This is a genomic window from Symbiobacterium turbinis (assembly GCF_055383075.1).
The window spans coordinates 611441-628213 of sequence record NZ_AP042433.1; the positions used below are offsets into that span (position 1 = coordinate 611441).

The 16773-nt window shown below is 70.6% G+C and carries 14 protein-coding genes; 11 read left to right on the plus strand and 3 right to left on the minus strand.

The window, feature by feature from the left end; translation table 11 throughout:
- The first annotated feature begins 40 nt into the window (after positions 1-40).
- Both ACZ45O_RS02870 and ACZ45O_RS02875 read left to right on the plus strand, forming a co-directional pair.
- Positions 41-1291 (plus strand): RtcB family protein, encoded by a 1251-nt coding sequence (locus tag ACZ45O_RS02870; RefSeq protein WP_464855454.1) that lies wholly within the window; start codon positions 41-43, stop codon positions 1289-1291.
- Between the two features lie 14 nt (positions 1292-1305).
- Complete coding sequence (locus ACZ45O_RS02875) at positions 1306-2277, plus strand: hypothetical protein (protein ID WP_464855455.1); 972 nt, start codon at positions 1306-1308, stop codon at positions 2275-2277.
- Between the two features lie 36 nt (positions 2278-2313).
- Here the strand turns inward: ACZ45O_RS02875 and dat are convergent, their stop codons facing one another.
- The 3 genes from dat to ACZ45O_RS02890 all read right to left on the minus strand — a co-directional run bounded on the left by dat (position 2314) and on the right by ACZ45O_RS02890 (position 5465).
- Positions 2314-3171: a D-amino-acid transaminase gene (dat, locus tag ACZ45O_RS02880; RefSeq protein WP_464855456.1), complete on the minus strand. Its 858-nt coding sequence runs from the start codon at positions 3169-3171 to the stop codon at positions 2314-2316.
- 97 nt (positions 3172-3268) lie between these two features.
- Positions 3269-3667, minus strand: coding sequence for a hypothetical protein (locus tag ACZ45O_RS02885; RefSeq protein ID WP_464855457.1), 399 nt, complete (start codon positions 3665-3667; stop codon positions 3269-3271).
- Positions 3597-5465 (minus strand): Rqc2 family fibronectin-binding protein, encoded by a 1869-nt coding sequence (locus ACZ45O_RS02890; RefSeq protein WP_464855458.1) that lies wholly within the window; start codon positions 5463-5465, stop codon positions 3597-3599. The genes ACZ45O_RS02885 and ACZ45O_RS02890 overlap by 71 nt, the downstream gene beginning before the upstream one ends.
- Positions 5466-5764: 299 nt before the next feature.
- Between ACZ45O_RS02890 and ACZ45O_RS02895 the strand changes: the two genes are divergently transcribed.
- From ACZ45O_RS02895 to priA, 9 genes are all read left to right on the plus strand, one after another.
- On the plus strand, positions 5765-6766 hold the full coding sequence (locus ACZ45O_RS02895; RefSeq protein WP_464855459.1) for an NAD(P)H-dependent flavin oxidoreductase: 1002 nt from the start codon (positions 5765-5767) through the stop codon (positions 6764-6766).
- 141 nt (positions 6767-6907) lie between these two features.
- Complete coding sequence (locus ACZ45O_RS02900; RefSeq protein ID WP_464855460.1) at positions 6908-9724, plus strand: cation-translocating P-type ATPase; 2817 nt, start codon at positions 6908-6910, stop codon at positions 9722-9724.
- 108 nt (positions 9725-9832) lie between these two features.
- The gene (locus tag ACZ45O_RS02905; protein WP_464855461.1) at positions 9833-10909 is read left to right on the plus strand and encodes a hypothetical protein; all 1077 of its coding nucleotides are present in this window, start codon (positions 9833-9835) and stop codon (positions 10907-10909) included.
- Between the two features lie 191 nt (positions 10910-11100).
- Positions 11101-11979 carry a YicC/YloC family endoribonuclease gene (locus ACZ45O_RS02910; RefSeq protein WP_464857636.1) on the plus strand — a complete coding sequence of 293 codons (879 nt, stop codon included), beginning with the start codon at positions 11101-11103 and terminating at the stop codon, positions 11977-11979.
- Between the two features lie 25 nt (positions 11980-12004).
- Entirely contained in the window at positions 12005-12289 is a 285-nt protein-coding gene (gene remA, locus ACZ45O_RS02915) for an extracellular matrix/biofilm regulator RemA (RefSeq protein ID WP_464855462.1), read from the plus strand.
- A gap of 2 nt (positions 12290-12291) precedes the next feature.
- Entirely contained in the window at positions 12292-12927 is a 636-nt protein-coding gene (gene gmk, locus ACZ45O_RS02920; protein ID WP_464857638.1) for a guanylate kinase, read from the plus strand.
- Entirely contained in the window at positions 12924-13133 is a 210-nt protein-coding gene (gene rpoZ, locus ACZ45O_RS02925; RefSeq protein ID WP_464855463.1) for a DNA-directed RNA polymerase subunit omega, read from the plus strand. Before gmk ends, rpoZ begins: the two co-directional genes overlap by 4 nt.
- 107 nt (positions 13134-13240) lie before the next feature.
- Positions 13241-14518, plus strand: a complete 1278-nt coding sequence (coaBC, locus tag ACZ45O_RS02930) for a bifunctional phosphopantothenoylcysteine decarboxylase/phosphopantothenate--cysteine ligase CoaBC (RefSeq protein WP_464855464.1) — start codon at positions 13241-13243, stop codon at positions 14516-14518.
- A complete protein-coding gene (gene priA / locus ACZ45O_RS02935; RefSeq protein WP_464855465.1) occupies positions 14454-16754 on the plus strand; it encodes a primosomal protein N' in 2301 nt (766 codons plus the stop codon). Before coaBC ends, priA begins: the two co-directional genes overlap by 65 nt.
- Positions 16755-16773: the final 19 nt, after the last annotated feature.

The following is a 16773-nucleotide window of genomic DNA, read 5'->3' on the forward strand; positions in this document are numbered from 1 at the left end:
CCGGCCGCAGCGAAACAGGGAGGCAGGAGGGTCTGACGGAATGCCGTATACGATGTGGGATCGGTTCCCGGTTTTTGGCGTTCATGACGAGGACACCCTGGCCCAGCTGAAGCGTTGTGCCGAGGCGGGCCGTGCGGTCGGGGCGGCCCTGATGGCCGACGGCCACAAGGGCTACAGCCAGCCGATCGGCGGGGTGCTTTTCTACGAGCGGTTCATCTCGCCCTCGGGCGTGGGCTACGACATCGCCTGCGGCAACAAGGCGGTGCGGACGGATCTTGCCTACGGCGACATCAAGGCCGAGAAGGAGCGCATCGCCGCGGAGATCCACAGGCGGGTCGCGTTCGGCCTGGGCCGGAAGAACCCCGAGCCGGTGGACCACGAGCTGTTCGACGACCCGACGTGGCGGGACGTGCCCCAGCTCATGAGCCTGAAGCCAATGGCTCGCGACCAGCTGGGAACGGTGGGCGCGGGCAACCACTACGTCGACATCATGGCCGAGGTGCCGGCCGACTGGAAGCTGGGCGACCCGATCGCCGACGATGCGCCGGTCTGGGTGGCGGTTCACTTCGGATCCCGGGGCTTCGGCCACCGCACGGCGACAGGCTTCCTGAACCTGGCGGCTGGCCGCCCCTGGGACGCGTCTGCCCCCGGCGAGTCGATGGACCAGCCGCCGACGCTCATCCCGGCCGGTTCGGAGCTGGGCCAGGCCTACATCGCCGCCATGCGGCTCGCAGGCAGGTACGCCTACGCCGGGCGGGACTACGTGGTGGCCCAGGTGCTGCGGATACTCGGCGCCGAGGCCACGTTCACCGTGCACAACCACCACAACTTTGCCTGGTACGAGGAGCACGGCGGTGCCAGGGGCTGGGTGATCCGCAAGGGAGCCACCCCGCTCTTCCCGGGCCAGCTGGGCTTCATCGGCGGCTCGATGGGCGATGTGGCGGTGGTGGTGGAGGGCGTGGATCACGAGGAGTCCCGTGCGGCCCTGTACAGCACGGTCCACGGCGCCGGCCGCGTCATGTCCCGCACCCAGGCCGCGGGCAGGTGGCGGCGCCAGAAGGGGCGCCGGGTGCGGACGGGCGGCAAGGTGGACATGGACGCGGTCCGCCGGCGGCTCTCCCGGGCCGGGGTGGTCCTCTGCGGCGCCGACGCCGACGAGGCCCCGGAGGTCTACCGCCCGCTCCGGCAGGTGCTGGCCTGCCACAAGCCGACGATGAAGATCCTTCACGTGCTGGCGCCCGTTTGCGTGGTCATGGCCGCCGCAGACGAGTACGACCCGTATAAGGACTGAGGAGGTTTCAACCGATGGAGGTGCAACTCGACCCCCGCCTGCTCACGCTCGCCGCAGCGCTCACCGCCGGCGGCGCAAGGCCCCCTGCGGCGGAAGAGCATCCCCTGGTCACCGAGACCCGGAACCGCCTGGCGAGAGCGACGGAGCACGCGGCGGTGCGCTGGCTGCGGGAGGCGTTCGCCCGGCACGATCTGCTGGGCCTGGCGATGCAGGCGGTACAGCTCGGCCCGCCGCCGGACTTCGACGACAGCTGTCCCGACGGGGTGCCGGCCTTCGTGGAGGCCTGGTTCGCCGAGGTGGACCGGCCCGCCCTGGCCGACGCCCTGCGGTCTGCCTGGCGCGAGCTGCGCATCGGCGACCTGCTCCGGGATCAGGCCCCCATGTGGGAGGAGGTCGTCCGGGATCTGTCGCACCTCCTGGCGGACGCGCAGCTTGAGCCCTTCCAGCGGCTCTTCTGGGGCCGCTTCCCCTACGAGGCGGTCGCGGTGCCGCTGTGGAACATGAACGGCGCCGGGGCAAAAGGGGTCGGCGTGGCCAATGTGCGGGAGACATACGCCGTCTGCCTGCCGCACGGGGCGTCGCCACCCGCGCAGGCAGATCTGCTGGCGCTGGCGCAGCACGAGGCCAGCCACCCGGTGCTGGACGACATCCAGCGGCAGCACCCCGACGTAGCCGGCGACTGCGCCTTCATCGAGGTGGACTGCCCCCCGTCCGGCCGGTTCGCCCAGTTCTACAGCGACCCGACCTTCCGCTGGGTGGAGACCCTGATCCGCACCTCCACCTGCTTCTACCTGGAGTACCTGGGCCGCCCGGAGGACGCCGTTGCGTTCGCCGAGTCCCAGGTGGAGGAGGGGGTGACGGCCGTCCCGCTGTTCCGGGATGCCCTCCGCCCCTGGTGGGAGGCGCGCCAGCAGGGCACGGCGCCGGGGCTGGACCTGGCCCTGCCCCAGCTGCCGGCCTGGCTGCGGTCCGCGCTTGCGCATTAGCGGGGCGCGTGGCCGTCTGCTGGGCCGCCAACGCACCTACGCCCGGGTCGCCGCCCGGTACGCCTCCTGCAGGGCCCGCACCACCGGACCCACCTTGCCGTCGCCGATGGCCCTGCCGTCCACGGCGACCAGCGGCATCACCTCCGCGGTGGTGGAGGTGACGAACAGCTCCTGACAGCGGGTGAGGGCCTCCAGCGGAATGCCCTGCTCCCGCACCGTGTACCCCAGCTTCCGGGCGTCCCGGATGACCCGCTGGCGGGCGATGCCGTTCAGGATGTCGTTGCAGGCCGGATAGGTGACGATGGCGCCGTCGATGACGGCGAACAGGTTGCTGCTGCTGCCCTCGATGACGAAGCCGTCCCGCACGAACAGCGCCTCGTACGCCCCCTGCTCGGCGGCCTGCTGCTTGGCCAGGACGTTGGGCAGCAGGGAGACGCTCTTGATGTCGCACCGGGCCCAGCGCTGCTCGGGCACGGTGATGCCGGTCACCCCTTCATGCCGGCGCCGCTCGTTCTCGGCCAGGGCCTCGGGCGGCAGCGCGTGCGTGAGCACAAGCACCGTCGGCTCGACCGCCCCGGCGGGGAAGGCGTGGGCCCTGGGTGCGTGCACGCCCCGCGTGACCTGGTAGTAGACCGTGCCCTCACCCAGCCCGTTGCGCTGGATGAGCTCGTGCGTCACCCGGATCAGCTCCCCGGTGTCGGGCGCGGACAGACGCAGCTCCCGGGCGCTGCGGGCGAGCCGCTCCAGGTGCGGCTCCAGGTCGAACGGACGGCCGCCGTAGACCCGGACCACCTCGTAGATGCCGTCTGCGAACAGAAACGCCCTGTCCTCTACCGGGATCTTCGCCTCTGCGTAAGGAACGTACTCCCCGTTCAGATACACCGTTGACGACATGCGCCCGCCTCCCAAGTGGTGGAATCTTTTCGCAGATGATTACGGGATCCGCCCAGCGGTCTCCTGCCGGACCGGCTGTGCGGATCCCCGTGTTTTCTCAGCTGGCGTTGGCGCGCCGCCAGAACAGCCGCTCCAGCAGTCCGGGCTCGTTGCGCCTCACCGTCACCCTCAGCCAGATCTGCCCGTCCTGGTCCAGGGGCGGCGCCCCCGGCATGCGGACCTGGGCCCTCCTGTCCAGCAGGCTGAGCCGCAGGTTGGGCAGTTCGTCAACGACCTGCACCAGTTCGCCGAACACCGCCAGCACGATGGCCTCGGCGACGGCGTCGAGGAGTTCACGCCCGTTTACCACCGAGCGGACGACCTTGTATCCGGGCATGACCCGCTCCTCCGTGAGCCCGGTGCGGCGCACAAAGGTCAGCCAGATCTCATGGCGCCCCGGGCGCACCTTCGGGATGCCCACCTCGGTGACGATCGCCGCGGCCACTGTCCGGATCATCCTGTCCAGCTCCTTCTGCCCCATCTGACCACCCCCGTTTTAAGATGGGGAACAGCTCCGGATCCGGCGTCACCCACAAGGTCTTATGGTTGTCGTAGATCACCATGCCCGGCCGGGCGCCGTTGGGCTTGCGCACGTGCTTGCGGGCCGTGTAGTCCACCGGCACGCCCGACGACTGCCTGGCCTTGGAGTGGTAGGCCGCGAGCGCCGCCGCCTCCTGAATCGACCGCTCCGGCACCTCCTTTCCGGGCGGCACCCGCAGAATCACGTGTGAACCGGGAATCTCCTTCGTGTGGAACCAGAGGTCCTGCGGGCCGGCAAGTTTCAGGGTGAGGTAGTCGTTCTGCCGGTTGTTGCGACCGATCCAGATCTCCAGCCCGTCGGAGGACCGCAGGGTGATCGGCCGCAGGGCCGATGGCTGCTTCCCGTCCCCGGCCGTTCGGCCCCTGCCCGCGTCACCCGCCCGCCGGGACCTGCCCTCCCGCAGGTAGCCCTCGGCCGCCAGCTCCCGGCGGACCTCCTCCAGGTCGGGCAGCGACTCGGCCTGCTCCAGCGCCACCTCCACCTGCTCCAGGTAGGCCAGCTCGGCCCGGCTCCGAGAGAGCTGCTCCTGTATGGCCGCCAGGCCGCTGCGGGCCCGCTGGTAGCGGCGGTAGTAGGCCTGGGCGTTCTCGGTGGGGCTGAGGGCCGGGTCGAGGGCGATGACCATCTCGGCGCCCTCCGGGTCGTAGTAGTTCACGACCCGGACCTCCGTCATGCCCTTGGCGATCTGCCACAGATTGGCGGTGATCAGCTCGCCCTGCAGGCGGTAGGTCTCGGCCGACTCCGCCCTGGCCAGCGACTCCTCCTGCGCCCGGAGCTTCCTGCGCACCCGGGCGATCTCGTCGCGCACCAGTCTGGCGAGGCTTCCCCGCAGGGAGCGGAAGCGCTCCTCCTCGGCCCGCTGGCCGAAGTAGGCGTCGATGCAGGCCGAGACCGACCCGAACCCCGTCTCGGCCCGGCCGGGCCAGTGCCGGAGGGGGAGCACGTGAAACTCCTTCAGCCGCCCGTCGGCGTCGTAGAGCAGCCGCGGCGCCCAGTCCTCTGCGGCTGCCAGGTCGCGGGCCGCCGCTGCCAGCCGGGCGAGGTCCACCTCCCGCAGGGGGGCGTCCCCTCCGGCCCCCGCCCGGCAGACCGCCTCCCGTGCCAGGAGCGGTCCGAGCCCGTCCACCCGGTCCAGGAGGACCTGCCAGGCCGGCGCATTGGGGTCGGCCTCCGTCAGGTCGTCCGCCGTCACCGCCGCGGGATCCAGCTTGCCCGTGGGCGGCGGCGGCACGTACGGCAGGCCGGGCAGGAGCTCCCGGTGCCGGTTCACCTCCTCGGTGACGCGGCGGATGGCGTCCACGATGCGCCCCTGCGGATTGAGCAGCACGATGTTGGAATGCTTGCCCATCACCTCGGCGACGAGCACGTAGGTGACGGGGTTGCCCAGCTCGTCGGTGCTCCGGATGGAGATCCGGCAGATGCGGTCGCGCCCCGCCTGCTCGATGGCGACGATGCGGCCGCCCTCCACGTACTTGCGCATGAGCATGCAGAACATGGGCGGGGCCGGCGGGTTGCGCTTCTCGATCTGGGTCAGGTGCACCCGCGCGTGGCGGGGATGGGCCGAGAGGAAGAGCCGGTGGTTTTCCCCGCCCGCGTAGCAGAGCAGGGCCAGTTCGTCGGGTTCAGGCTGGTAGATCTTGCTGATGCGGCCGCCCAGCAGGCGCTGGTTCAGCTCAGCGACGACGGCCGCCATTACCTTGCTGTCAAAGGCCATCCAGTGGGCTCCTTCGTCAGGTCTGTCTCTACCTTAAGCTTACCATGCTCGCCCATCTCCTGTCATTGCCTGGATCGCCGCGCCCCTCGGGGAGAGCGCACCGCCCTGCCGTGTGCGGACTGGCAGCGCAGCCTCCAGTTGTGCACCTCCCGACAGGGTGCCGCACGGCAGCGCATCGCCCGGCCGGATCTGCCCCCGGGCAGACCTGAAGATGTACCTGGGGGCAGAGGATGCGCCGCCGCGGTCAGGGTAGAATGAAGACCAGCTTCTAATACGTGGATTCAAAGGGGTTGAACGATATGAACCTGCCTTCGCTGCAGGTCGGCAACAAGACCGCCCGGGTCTGCATCGTTCAGGGCGGGATGTCGGTGCGCATCGCGCTGCACCGGCTCGCGGCGGCGGTGGCGGAGTGCGGCGGGGTGGGCACCATCGGCGGGATGGGCATTCCGCCGGGCGAGCTGCGCCGGGAGATCCGTGCGGCGAAGGCCCTGACCGACGGGGTGGTGGGCGTGAACCTGATGTACGCCGGCTACCTCTTCGACCGGCTGCTGGACGTCTGCATCGAGGAGCGGGTGGACTACGTGGCCATCGGCGCCGGCTTCGCCCGTGGCCCCTTCAAGAAACTGCACGAGGCGGGCATTCCGGGCTTCTGCATCATCTCGTCGGTGAAGGCGGCCCGCATCGCCGCGCGCACGGTCGGCATCAGCGGCATCGTCGTGGAGAGCGGCCAGGCCGGCGGCCACCTGGGGCCTGACGACCCCGACATCACCATCTGGGAGCTCTTCCCGCCGGTGCGGGCGGCGCTGCGCGAGGCCGGCTTCACCGGGCCGGTCATCGCCGCCGGCGGCCTGCTCACCCGCCAGGACCTGCTGCGGGCCCTGGCCATGGGCGCCGACGGCGTGCAGATGGGCATCCGGTTCGCCATGACCGAGGAGTCGTCCGCCTCGCCGGAGATGAAGGCGAAGTGGCTGGCGGCCACGGGCTCGCAGGTGACCGACTGGAGCCCCACCGGCTACAAGAGCCGGGCCATCGTGCCGCACATCCCCTTCGACGCCCTGCCCCGCACCCGCGACAACGGCGGCACGTACAGCTGCACCAACTGCCTGAAGTACTGCCAGCACCGGGATGAGGGCCGCTCCCACTGCATCTGGAACGCCCTGAACAACGCCCAGCAGGGGCGGGTGGAGAACGGCCTCATCTTCTGCGGCGGGCGGATCGGCGAGATCAACGACATCGTGCCCGTGGCCGAGGTCTTCCGGCGGCTGACGACGCCGGCGGCGGACGAGGACGCGGCGGACTGAGGAGCGGGCAGCAACAGCCACGACGAACAGAGCGGATACCGTCAGCAACAGCCACCACGCCAAGAGGCTGCAGCACTTTGTCCACGCGCCCGGTCTACCCCCGGAAGCTGGTGCGTACGGTTGGACAGAGGTGAAGCCCGCATGTCCAAACCGTGGCACCAGATGGGGGCGGATGAAGTCTCGGCCGCCCTCGCGACGGACCCGTCCGCCGGCCTGGGCGAGGCCGAGTGCCGGCGGCGACTTGAGGAGTTCGGCCCCAACCTGCTGGAGGGTGCGCCCAGGGTTCCCTGGTGGCGCATCCTGCTCGCGCAATTCCAGGACTTCATGGTCGTCGTGCTCCTGATCGCGACCGCGATCTCCTACGGCATGGGTGAGACGGCGGACGCGGTCACCATCGTCGTCATCGTCGTGCTCAACGCCGTGCTCGGCTTCGTGCAGGAGTACCGGGCCGAGCGGTCGCTGGAGGCCCTGAAGGAGCTGGCGGCGCCCACCGCCCGGGTCATCCGCGGCGGCCAGGAGACGACCGTGTCGGCCCGGGACCTGGTGCCCGGCGACCTGCTCCTGGTGGAGGCCGGCGACCGCATTCCCGCCGATGCCCGCCTGGTGGACGCGCCGGGGCTGGAGGTGGAGGAGTCGGCCCTGACCGGCGAGTCGCTGCCCGTGCGCAAGTCGGCCGCGTGGGTGGGCGAAAGGGACGCGCCCCTGGGCGACCGGCGCAACATGCTCTACATGGGGACCACGGTCACCCGGGGCCGGGGCAGGGCCCTGGTGGTGGCCACCGGCATGGACACCGAGATGGGCCGCATCGCGGGGCTGATTCAGGAGGTGGGGGACGAGGAGACGCCCCTGCAGAAGCGGCTGGCCCAGCTGGGCAAGTGGCTGGTGGCCGGCTGCCTGACGGTGTGCGCCATCGTGGTGCTGGCCGGCCTCCTGCGGGAGGATGCGCTCACCGGGCCGGTCGTCTCCCAGCTCTTCATGGCCGGGGTCTCGCTGGCCGTGGCCGCCATCCCCGAGGGGCTGCCGGCCATCGTCACCGTGGCCCTGGCCCTGGGCGTGCAGCGGATGATCAAGCGCAACGCCATCGTCCGCCGGCTGCAGGCGGTGGAGACCCTGGGCTGCGCCACCGTCATCTGCTCGGACAAGACCGGCACCCTCACCAAGAACGAGATGATGGTGCGGGCCGCCTGGGCCGGCGGCCACCGTTACACCGTCACCGGCGACGGCTACCGGCCGACCGGCGAGTTCCTGCGCGGGGACCGGCCGGTGAGCCCCCAGGAGGTGCCGGATCTGGCCCAGACGCTGAAGTCGGCCGCCCTCTGCTCCAACGCGAAGCTGGTGCAGAGCCCGCCGGCCCGCCGCGAACGCATCTATACCATTCAGGGCGATCCCACGGAGGGCGCACTGGTGGTCGCGGCGCAGAAGGGCGGCTACCGCCCCGCGGTGCTGCACGACCGGTACCCGCGGCTCCTGGAAGTGCCGTTTGAGTCGGAGCGGCGGCGCATGAGCGTGCTGACCGAGGGCGACGGCGGCTGCGTGCTGCACGTGAAGGGCGCGCCGGACGTGATCCTTGAGCTCTCCACCCACATGCTGAAGGACGGGCGGGTCGTGCCGCTGACCGACGCCGACCGCCAGGCCATCCTAGACGAGAACCTGCGCATGGCCGACCAGGCCCTGCGGGTGCTGGCCGTGGCCTACCGCCCCCGCCCCTTCGGCGACGGCGAGGGTCCGGGCCCCTTGGCCGAGCTCACCACGGATGAGGTCGCGGAGCGGCTGGAGCGCGACCTGGTCTTCCTGGGCCTCCTGGGCATGATCGACCCGCCGCGGCCTGAGGTGAAGCGGGCGGTGGCGGCCGCCGGCCGGGCGGGGATCCGCACGGTGATGATCACCGGCGACCACCCGGCCACTGCCCTGGCCGTCGCCCGGGAGCTGGGCATCGCCGGCCAGGACGGGCGGGCGGTGACCGGACGGGAACTCGACCAGCTCTCCGACTCCCAGCTCATCGACGTCGTGCAGCAGTGCAACGTCTTCGCCCGGGTCTCGCCCCAGCACAAGCTGCAGATCGTCCGGGCCCTGAAGGCCCTGGGCGAGGTGGTGGCGATGACCGGCGACGGCGTGAACGACGCGCCGGCTGTGAAGGAGGCCGACATCGGCATCGCCATGGGCCGCACGGGCACCGACGTGACGAAGGAGGCGTCGGCGATGATCCTCGCCGACGACAACTACGCCACCATCGTCGCGGCGGTGGAGGAGGGGCGGGGCATCTATGACAACATCCGCAAGTTCATCCGCTACCTGCTCTCCTGCAACACCGGCGAGGTGCTCACCATGTTCCTCGCCGCCATCATGCGGCTGCCGCTGCCGCTTCTGCCAATTCAGATCCTCTTCGTCAACCTGGTCACCGACGGGCTGCCGGCGATTGCGCTCGGGGTCGATCCGCTGGATCCGGACGTCATGCGCCGCCCGCCCCGCCGGCCCGACGAGGGCGTATTCGCCCGCCGGCTCGGCATCAAGATCCTCGGCCGGGGCACGCTCATCGGCCTGGGCACGCTGGCCGCCTTCCTCATCGCCTTCTTCACCCTGCCCGGCACGCCCGGCGTGGCGCCCTTCGAAGACCCGGCCGTGCTCAACCCCGCCCGCACGATGGCGCTGGCCACGCTGGTCTGCGCCCAGCTCATCCACGTTTTCGACTGCCGGTCCGAGCGCCGGGCCATCTGGGAGACCCCGCTTTTTTCCAATCCCTGGCTGGTCGCCGCCGTCGCATCGTCGGTCACCGCCCTCCTCCTGGCCATCTACTGGCCGCCGCTGGCCGCGATTTTCGGCACCGCGCCGCTGCAGCTCTGGCAGTGGCTGGTGGTCCTGCTGCTGGCCGGCGCCGGCGAACTGCTGGTCGCCGTCCGCCGTCTGATTCTGTTCGGCCGGCCGATGCGTCTGCGGGCGCACATCGAGGAGGAAGCATAGCATTCACGACTTCCGGTCAACCTATCCGCAGGTCGCGTACGCAGTTGCGCACGGGCACACCGCGCGCAAGCTCTGTCGAGCAAGACCTGCAAGGAAGGGAGATCGGCCGTGAAACGCTTGCCGCTCACGTGGCTCGGGCTGGCCACGGTGGCCGCGATGCTGGCTTCCGGGTGCACGGCCCAGCCGCAGACAGGAAACCGGATCAATCAGAGCAACCTCTTCACCACCACCGGCGATGCAGACCTCTGTGCCACGGCCCTGGGCAACACGGTGGGCGCGAACGCCTTCTGGCGGGGCATGGCCGGCGTCAACGAGAACGTGACCGCCAACGGCGTCATCATCGGCAACGTGGCCCTGGTGGCGCTGCCGCGCGACTCGCAGAAGACGCCCGTGACCGGCGCCCGCGCGGGGACCGTGCCGGAGCCCGGCTTCTCCACCGGCCTGCAGCGTGACGGCGACGTCACCGGCAACCTGGGCACCCTGACGCCCCCGAACACGGTGGACACGACGCCCGACCGCGTGGGCGCCATCCCGGGCAACACCGGGGCACCCACCGGCGCGGGCCGGGCGACCGGCGACGCCCGCACCCGGACCGGCGCGGGCACCACGACCGGCGGCGGCACGGGGACGGGCGCCGGCACCCCCGGCGCGGGCACCAACCGCGCGTCCACCGGCGTGCTGGGGCAGCGCATTGGCCGCCGCACGGGCACTGCGGGGACGCCGGCGGAGAGCGGTGCTGCCGCGGGCATGGGCACGGCGGCGGGCACCCGAGTGGGGGCAGTGGTCAACGACCCGCTGGAGCGGGTGCGCACCGCGTGCCCGCGGGTGGCCGACATCCGTGTGGTCAACGACGAGAACGACCGGAACCGGCTGGCCGAGATCGCCGCAGCGGTGCGGGCCGGCCGCCCGATCACCGAGTTCATGACCGACCTGGCCACCATCTCGCAGCGGGCCACGTCGGCGGGCCCCGGCGCCAACGCGCGGCAGAACAACACCCCGCAGCGCAATATCCAGCAGGGCAACATTCAGAGCAACATGCGCCAGATTCCCGGACCCATGCCAGCGCCTGCCGCGCCGGGCACGGGCGGCCGTGCCGGCACTCCCGGCCGTGCGGGCGGGGGCACCAACGCTCCGGCCCGGGCGGGCGTCACGCCCACGGACCCGGGCACCAGCACCACCGACTGAACCGGTCTGGCCCCCCAACCTGTAAGAACCCCCTCCGATCTGCTGCGGAGGGGGTTGTTCGCCTGGATCGCCGGGGAGCTGCGGGGAAAACTGAGCAGGAAGGGGATCTGCGCACACCGAAAGGATATTGCAGGAGTTGGCAGAGAGACGCCGGCGGGATCCGCCCCGCGGCAGAGGGGGATGTGAAGCTTTTGGTGCGCAGCATGACCGGGTTCGGACGGGGCGAGGCCAGCGGCGACGTGGGCCGGGTGACCGTTGAGGTCAAGGCCGTGAACCACCGCTTTTCGGAGGTCGTCTTCCGCATGCCCCGCCAGTTCAGCGGCCTGGAAGACCGGGTGCGCAAGCTGGTTCTGGGCAAGGTGTCGCGGGGGCGGTTCGAGGTCTACGTCGCCTGGGAGCCCTCGGCCGAGGCCCGGGCGGTAAAGGTTGACAAGGACCTGGCGCTGGCCTATTATAATGCTTTGAGGCAGCTTGCAGGAGAGATCGGGAGCAATCAGGAGCTTTCGCTGGATACGCTGGCGAGACTGCCCGAGGTCCTCTCCCTTCAGGAGGGGGAACTGACCGACGACGAAATCTGGGCCCTGCTGGAGCCCGCGCTGGAGCAGGCCATGGCAGGGCTGATCGCCATGCGGGAAAGGGAAGGCGCTCTCCTGGCAGCCGACCTGGCCGAGCGGATCGACCGCATTGAGGCCTTCCGGTCCGCCGCCGCGGCGCGGGCGCCGGTGGTGGTGGAGGAGTACCGCCAGCGGCTGACCCGGCGGCTGGAGGAGCTGCTGCCGCCCACCAACCCGGTGGATCCGCAGCGCCTCGCGCAGGAGGTCGCGCTGTTTGCCGACCGTGCGGACATCACGGAGGAGATTCAGCGCCTGGCGAGCCACATCGACCAGTTCCGGCAGGCCCTCCGGTCCGACGAGGCGGTGGGGCGCAAGCTGGACTTCCTGGTGCAGGAGCTGGGGCGTGAGATCAACACCATCGCCTCCAAGGCCAACGACGCAGCGCTGACGGCGGCGGTGGTCGCGGCCAAGAGCGAGCTGGAGAAGATCCGCGAGCAGGTGCAGAATCTCGAATAGTGTAAGCATGAGGGAGGCCCGGGTTGTGGGTGAGATCAGGTTAGTCAACATCGGATTCGGCAACATCGTGTCGGCGAACCGCATCGTGGCGATCGTCAGTCCGGAGTCCGCCCCGATCAAGCGCATCATCTCGGAGGCCAGGGAGCGCGGTACCCTGATCGACGCGACCTACGGCCGGCGCACCCGGGCGGTGGTCATCACCGATTCCGACCACGTCGTGCTCTCCGCGGTGCAGCCTGAGACCGTCGCCCACCGGCTCACGGCCAGGGAGGCCAACGCGGCGCCGGCCGAGGAAGAGGGCGAGGCATGACGATGCCCACCAAGCCCAAGGGACTCCTGATCGTGGTCACCGGGCCGTCGGCCGTCGGCAAGGGCACCATCTGCCGGGCCCTGCTGGCGGAGACCCCCGGTATTCGCTTCTCGGTATCCTGCACCACCCGTCCCATGCGTCCCGGCGAGGTCAACGGTGTTGAGTATTACTTCATTTCCAAGGAAGAGTTCGAGCGCCGCATCGAGGCCGGCGAGTTCCTGGAGTGGGCAGAGGTCTACGGCAACTATTACGGCACGCCCCGGGCTTACGTGGAAGAGGTGACCGCCCGGGGTGAGGACGTCATTCTCGACATCGACCGGGTCGGCGCCCGGGCCGTGCGCGAGCACTATCCCGACGCCGTCTCCGTTTTCGTGATTCCTCCTTCGATGGAGGCCCTGCGCCAGCGCATCACCGCCCGCGGCACCGAGACGCCCGAGGCGGTGGCCCGGCGGCTGGCCGAGGCGCCCGAATGGATTCGGGAAGGTCTGACATATGACTATGTCATCGTGAATGACGACCTCGCGCGCGCGGTGGCCGAGCTCAGGGCCATCATCGTCGCGGAGAAGGCCCGCACGGCCCGCAATGGCGCCGCGCTGATTGAGAGGCTGCTTGAGAAGGGGGTGCTGACCGACGAATGATCAAGCCCTCTCTTGATCAACTGATGCATCTGGTCGATTCCAAATACACCCTGGTCATCCTGGCGGCCCGCCGGGCGCGGGACCTGCAGGACGGCAAGCCCAAGATGGTGGAATCGCAGTCGAACAAGCCTGTGACCATCGCCCTGGAGGAGCTCCATGCCGGCAAGCTCTTCTTCGAGCGCGGCAAGCCCACTCCCCTGGGCTGATCAGCGATCGATTCGCCCGTCGAGGGCGCCCGCCCCGGGCGCCCTCTTTCATACTATCCCGGCAACGCACTACCCCGGCTACGTGCCCATGGAAGGAAGGGTCGCCGATGCTTCACGGTAAGACGGTTCTCCTCGGGGTCAGCGGCGGCATCGCCGCCTACAAGGCGGTGGAGATCTGCTCCCGGTTGGTGAAGCTGGGCGCGGAGGTCCACGTGCTCATGACGGAGGCGGCCACCCGCCTCGTGGCCCCGCTTACGTTTCAGGCCATTTCGGGCAACCCGGTGAAAGTCGACCTGATGGGTGAGCAGGTGCACGGCCATGTGGATCACGTTACCCTGACCCACAGGGCCGACCTGCTCATAGTCGCTCCGGCCACCGCCAACACCATCGCCCGGCTGGCGGGCGGCCACGCCGGCGACTGGATCACCGTCACGGCCCTGGGCGTGCAGTGCCCCGTGCTGGTGGCGCCGTCCATGGAGGCGGAGATGTACGCCAATCCCCTGACGCAGCGCAACCTGCGCATCCTGGCCGAGCTGGGCTGGGAGGTCATGGAGCCCGAGGAGGGGCGGCTGGCTTCCGGGCTCATGGGCAAGGGGCGCCTGCCCGAGCCCGCGGCCATCGTGGAGCGGGCGCTGGCCCTCCTGAAGGCCCGAACCCGAGCGGACCTGGCAGGGCGCCGGGTGCTGGTGACGGCCGGCACCACCCGGGAGCCGTTCGACCCCGTGCGCTTCATCGGCAACCGCTCCACCGGCCGCATGGGCTACGCGATTGCCGGGGCCGCCCGGGACCGCGGGGCCGAGGTGGTGCTGGTAAGCGGCCCCACGCACCTGGAGCCGCCGCCCGGGGTGAGGCGGGTCTCGGTGGAGTCGTGCCTGGAGATGCTGGAGGCCTGCCTGGCCGAGTTCCCGGATGCCGACATCGCGGTGGCCGCCGCGGCCCCGGCCGACTACCGGCCCGCTGCGGTGGCGGCGTCCAAGATCAAGAAGGCGGGCGACGAGCTGACCATCACCCTGGTGAAGAACCCGGACATCATTGCCGAACTGGGCCGGCGCAAGCGGCCCGGCCAGGTGACGGTGGCCTTCGCCGCCGAGACCGACGACCTCATCGCCAACGCCCGGCGGAAGCTGGCGCAGAAGAACGCCGACTTCGTGGTGGCCAACGACGTGACGGCGGAGGGGGCCGGCTTCGGCACCGAGACCAACCGGGTGGTCTTCGTGACCCCCGATGCGGTGGACGAGCTGCCCCTGATGACCAAGCGGGAGGTGGCCGACCGCATCCTCGACCGGGCGGCGGCCCTGCTGGGCGGCGCCGGCGGCGCCCATGGCGGTGCCGACGGCTCCGATGGCGGTGCGGAGGGCGGTGGGAATCCGCATGCAGAGCGGTGAGCTGGCCCAGGTGGCGGTGGACGTCACCGCCGAAGGGACCGATAAACTCTTTACCTACCTCGTGCCCCGCTGCCTCTCGGGGCGCCTCACGCCCGGCCAATGGGTGCGGGTGCCCTTTGGCAGCCGCCGGCTGGTGGGCCTCTACGTGGGCCCCGCCGAGCGGGCGCCGGAGGGGGTGAAGCTGAAGGAGATCGCCGGGCTGCTGCCCGACATCCCGCCGATCCCTGCGCCCCTGGTGCAGCTGGCCCGCTGGACGGCCGACCGCTACCTCTCCACGTTCCCGGCCGCCCTGCGGCTGCTCCTGCCTCCCGAGGCCCGCCGGCAGGAGGTGCGCACGCTCACCATCACCAACTACCGGCTGAACGTGGACGACGTGGAGGCCCTGGTGGAGCAGCTTCAGCGCCGGGCCCCCCGCCAGGCCGAACTGCTGGCCTACATGGCGCGGGTGGGCGGCGAGGCCGAGCGGGCGCAGGTGCTGGCCGACCTGGGCGAGTCCATCGCCGGGCCGATTCGGGTCGCGCTGGAGAAGGGCTGGCTGACGGCGGGCCGGGTGATCCGGCGGCGGGATCCCTTCGCCGGTGAGCAGGTCGCGCCGCAGCCGCCGCCCGCGCTCACGCCCGAGCAGGCACAGGCCCTGGAGTCCATCCGCCAGGAGCTGATCGCCCCGCCGGCCTTCCGGCAGCCGGTGCTGGTTCACGGCGTGACCGGCTCGGGCAAGACCGAGCTCTACCTCCGGGCGATCGCCTTGGTCCGGGAGATGGGGAAGAACGCGATCTGCCTGGTGCCCGAGATCTCGCTGACGCCGCAGATGATCCACCGCTTCCGGGCCCGCTTCGGCGGCGACGTCGCGGTGCTGCACTCGGCGCTGGGGCGCGGGGAGAAGTTCGACGAGTGGCAGCGCATCCGCCGCGCAGAGGTCTCCATCGTCGTGGGGGCGCGCTCCGCGGTCTTTGCGCCCTTTGAGAACGTGGGGCTGATCATCATCGACGAGGAGCACGAGCAGTCGTACAAGCAGGAGTCGCCGCCGCCCGCCTACCACGCCCGGGAGGTGGCGGCGGAGCGGGCGCGGCTGGAGGGGGCCCTGCTGGTGCTGGGTTCCGCGACGCCGGCGCTGGAGTCGTTCCACCTGGCGCAGACCGGCGCCTACCGGCTGGTGTCGCTGGAGCACCGGATCGACCACCGGCCGCTGCCGCCGGTGACGCTGGTGGACATGCGGGAGGAGCTGCGGGCGGGCAACCGGTCGATCTTCTCGCGGGCCCTGGTGGAGGCGCTGGATGAGACCCTGGCGGCGGGGGAGCAGACGATTCTCTTTCTCAACCGCAGGGGTTACAATACCTTTATCATGTGCCGCTCCTGCGGCGAGGCGATTCAGTGCGCGAACTGTGCCGTCGCCATGACCTACCACCTGGGCGACGACCACCTGGCCTGCCACTACTGCGACCACACGGCGCCGGTGCCCACCGTCTGCCCCAACTGCGGGTCGAAGGCGATCCGGCACCTGGGGGCCGGCACCGAGCGGGTGGAGCAGGAGCTGCGACGGCTGTACCCGAACGTGCGGGTGGCCCGCATGGACGTGGACACCACCCGGCGCAAGGGCTCCCACGCCGCCATCCTGAAGCGGTTCGCGAACCGTGAGGTCGACGTGCTGGTGGGCACGCAGATGATCACCAAGGGGCTGGACTTCCCCGGCGTGACGCTGGTGGGGGTGGTGCTGGCCGACACCAGCCTGAACCTGCCGGACTTCCGGGCCGCTGAGCGCACCTTCCAGCTGGTGACGCAGGTGGCCGGCCGGGCAGGCCGGGGCGACCGCCCCGGGCGGGTGCTGGTGCAGACCTACCAGCCCGACCACGCCGCGCTGCTGGCGGCTTCGGACCACGACTACCACCGCTTCTTCGCCGAGGAGATCCGCTTCCGTGAGGAGCTGGACTACCCGCCGTTTGCGCACATGATCCACCTGGTGATCTCGGGCGAGGACGAGTCGGCGGTGGCCGCCACCGCCCGGAACGTGCACCGGCTGCTGGTGGACGGCGGGTTCCGGGGGCAGATCCTCGGCCCGGCGCCGGCCCCGCTGGCGAAGCTCCGGGGCAAGCACCGGCACCACCTGGTGCTGAAGGGCACGGACGTCTGGGCGATGGTGAGCCAGGTGAAGGCCGCCTTCGCGGGTGCCCGGGGGAAGTGGCGGGAGTCGCGGTCGGTCTCGCTCTCGGTGGACGTGGATCCTATGAGCATTCTCTAGATCTGATGGAGGGGCATTA

What these genes read in the sequence shown, in the direction of transcription:
- ACZ45O_RS02870 (WP_464855454.1), top strand. Translation starts at nt 41, where the DNA reads ATGCCGTATACGATGTGGGATCGGTTCCCGGTTTTTGGCGTTCATGAC.
- ACZ45O_RS02875 (WP_464855455.1), top strand. Translation starts at nt 1,306, where the DNA reads ATGGAGGTGCAACTCGACCCCCGCCTGCTCACGCTCGCCGCAGCGCTC.
- dat (WP_464855456.1), bottom strand. Translation starts at nt 3,171, where the DNA reads ATGTCGTCAACGGTGTATCTGAACGGGGAGTACGTTCCTTACGCAGAG.
- ACZ45O_RS02885 (WP_464855457.1), bottom strand. Translation starts at nt 3,667, where the DNA reads ATGATCCGGACAGTGGCCGCGGCGATCGTCACCGAGGTGGGCATCCCG.
- ACZ45O_RS02890 (WP_464855458.1), bottom strand. Translation starts at nt 5,465, where the DNA reads ATGGCCTTTGACAGCAAGGTAATGGCGGCCGTCGTCGCTGAGCTGAAC.
- ACZ45O_RS02895 (WP_464855459.1), top strand. Translation starts at nt 5,765, where the DNA reads ATGAACCTGCCTTCGCTGCAGGTCGGCAACAAGACCGCCCGGGTCTGC.
- ACZ45O_RS02900 (WP_464855460.1), top strand. Translation starts at nt 6,908, where the DNA reads ATGTCCAAACCGTGGCACCAGATGGGGGCGGATGAAGTCTCGGCCGCC.
- gmk (WP_464857638.1), top strand. Translation starts at nt 12,292, where the DNA reads ATGCCCACCAAGCCCAAGGGACTCCTGATCGTGGTCACCGGGCCGTCG.
- rpoZ (WP_464855463.1), top strand. Translation starts at nt 12,924, where the DNA reads ATGATCAAGCCCTCTCTTGATCAACTGATGCATCTGGTCGATTCCAAA.
- coaBC (WP_464855464.1), top strand. Translation starts at nt 13,241, where the DNA reads ATGCTTCACGGTAAGACGGTTCTCCTCGGGGTCAGCGGCGGCATCGCC.
- priA (WP_464855465.1), top strand. Translation starts at nt 14,454, where the DNA reads ATGGCGGTGCCGACGGCTCCGATGGCGGTGCGGAGGGCGGTGGGAATC.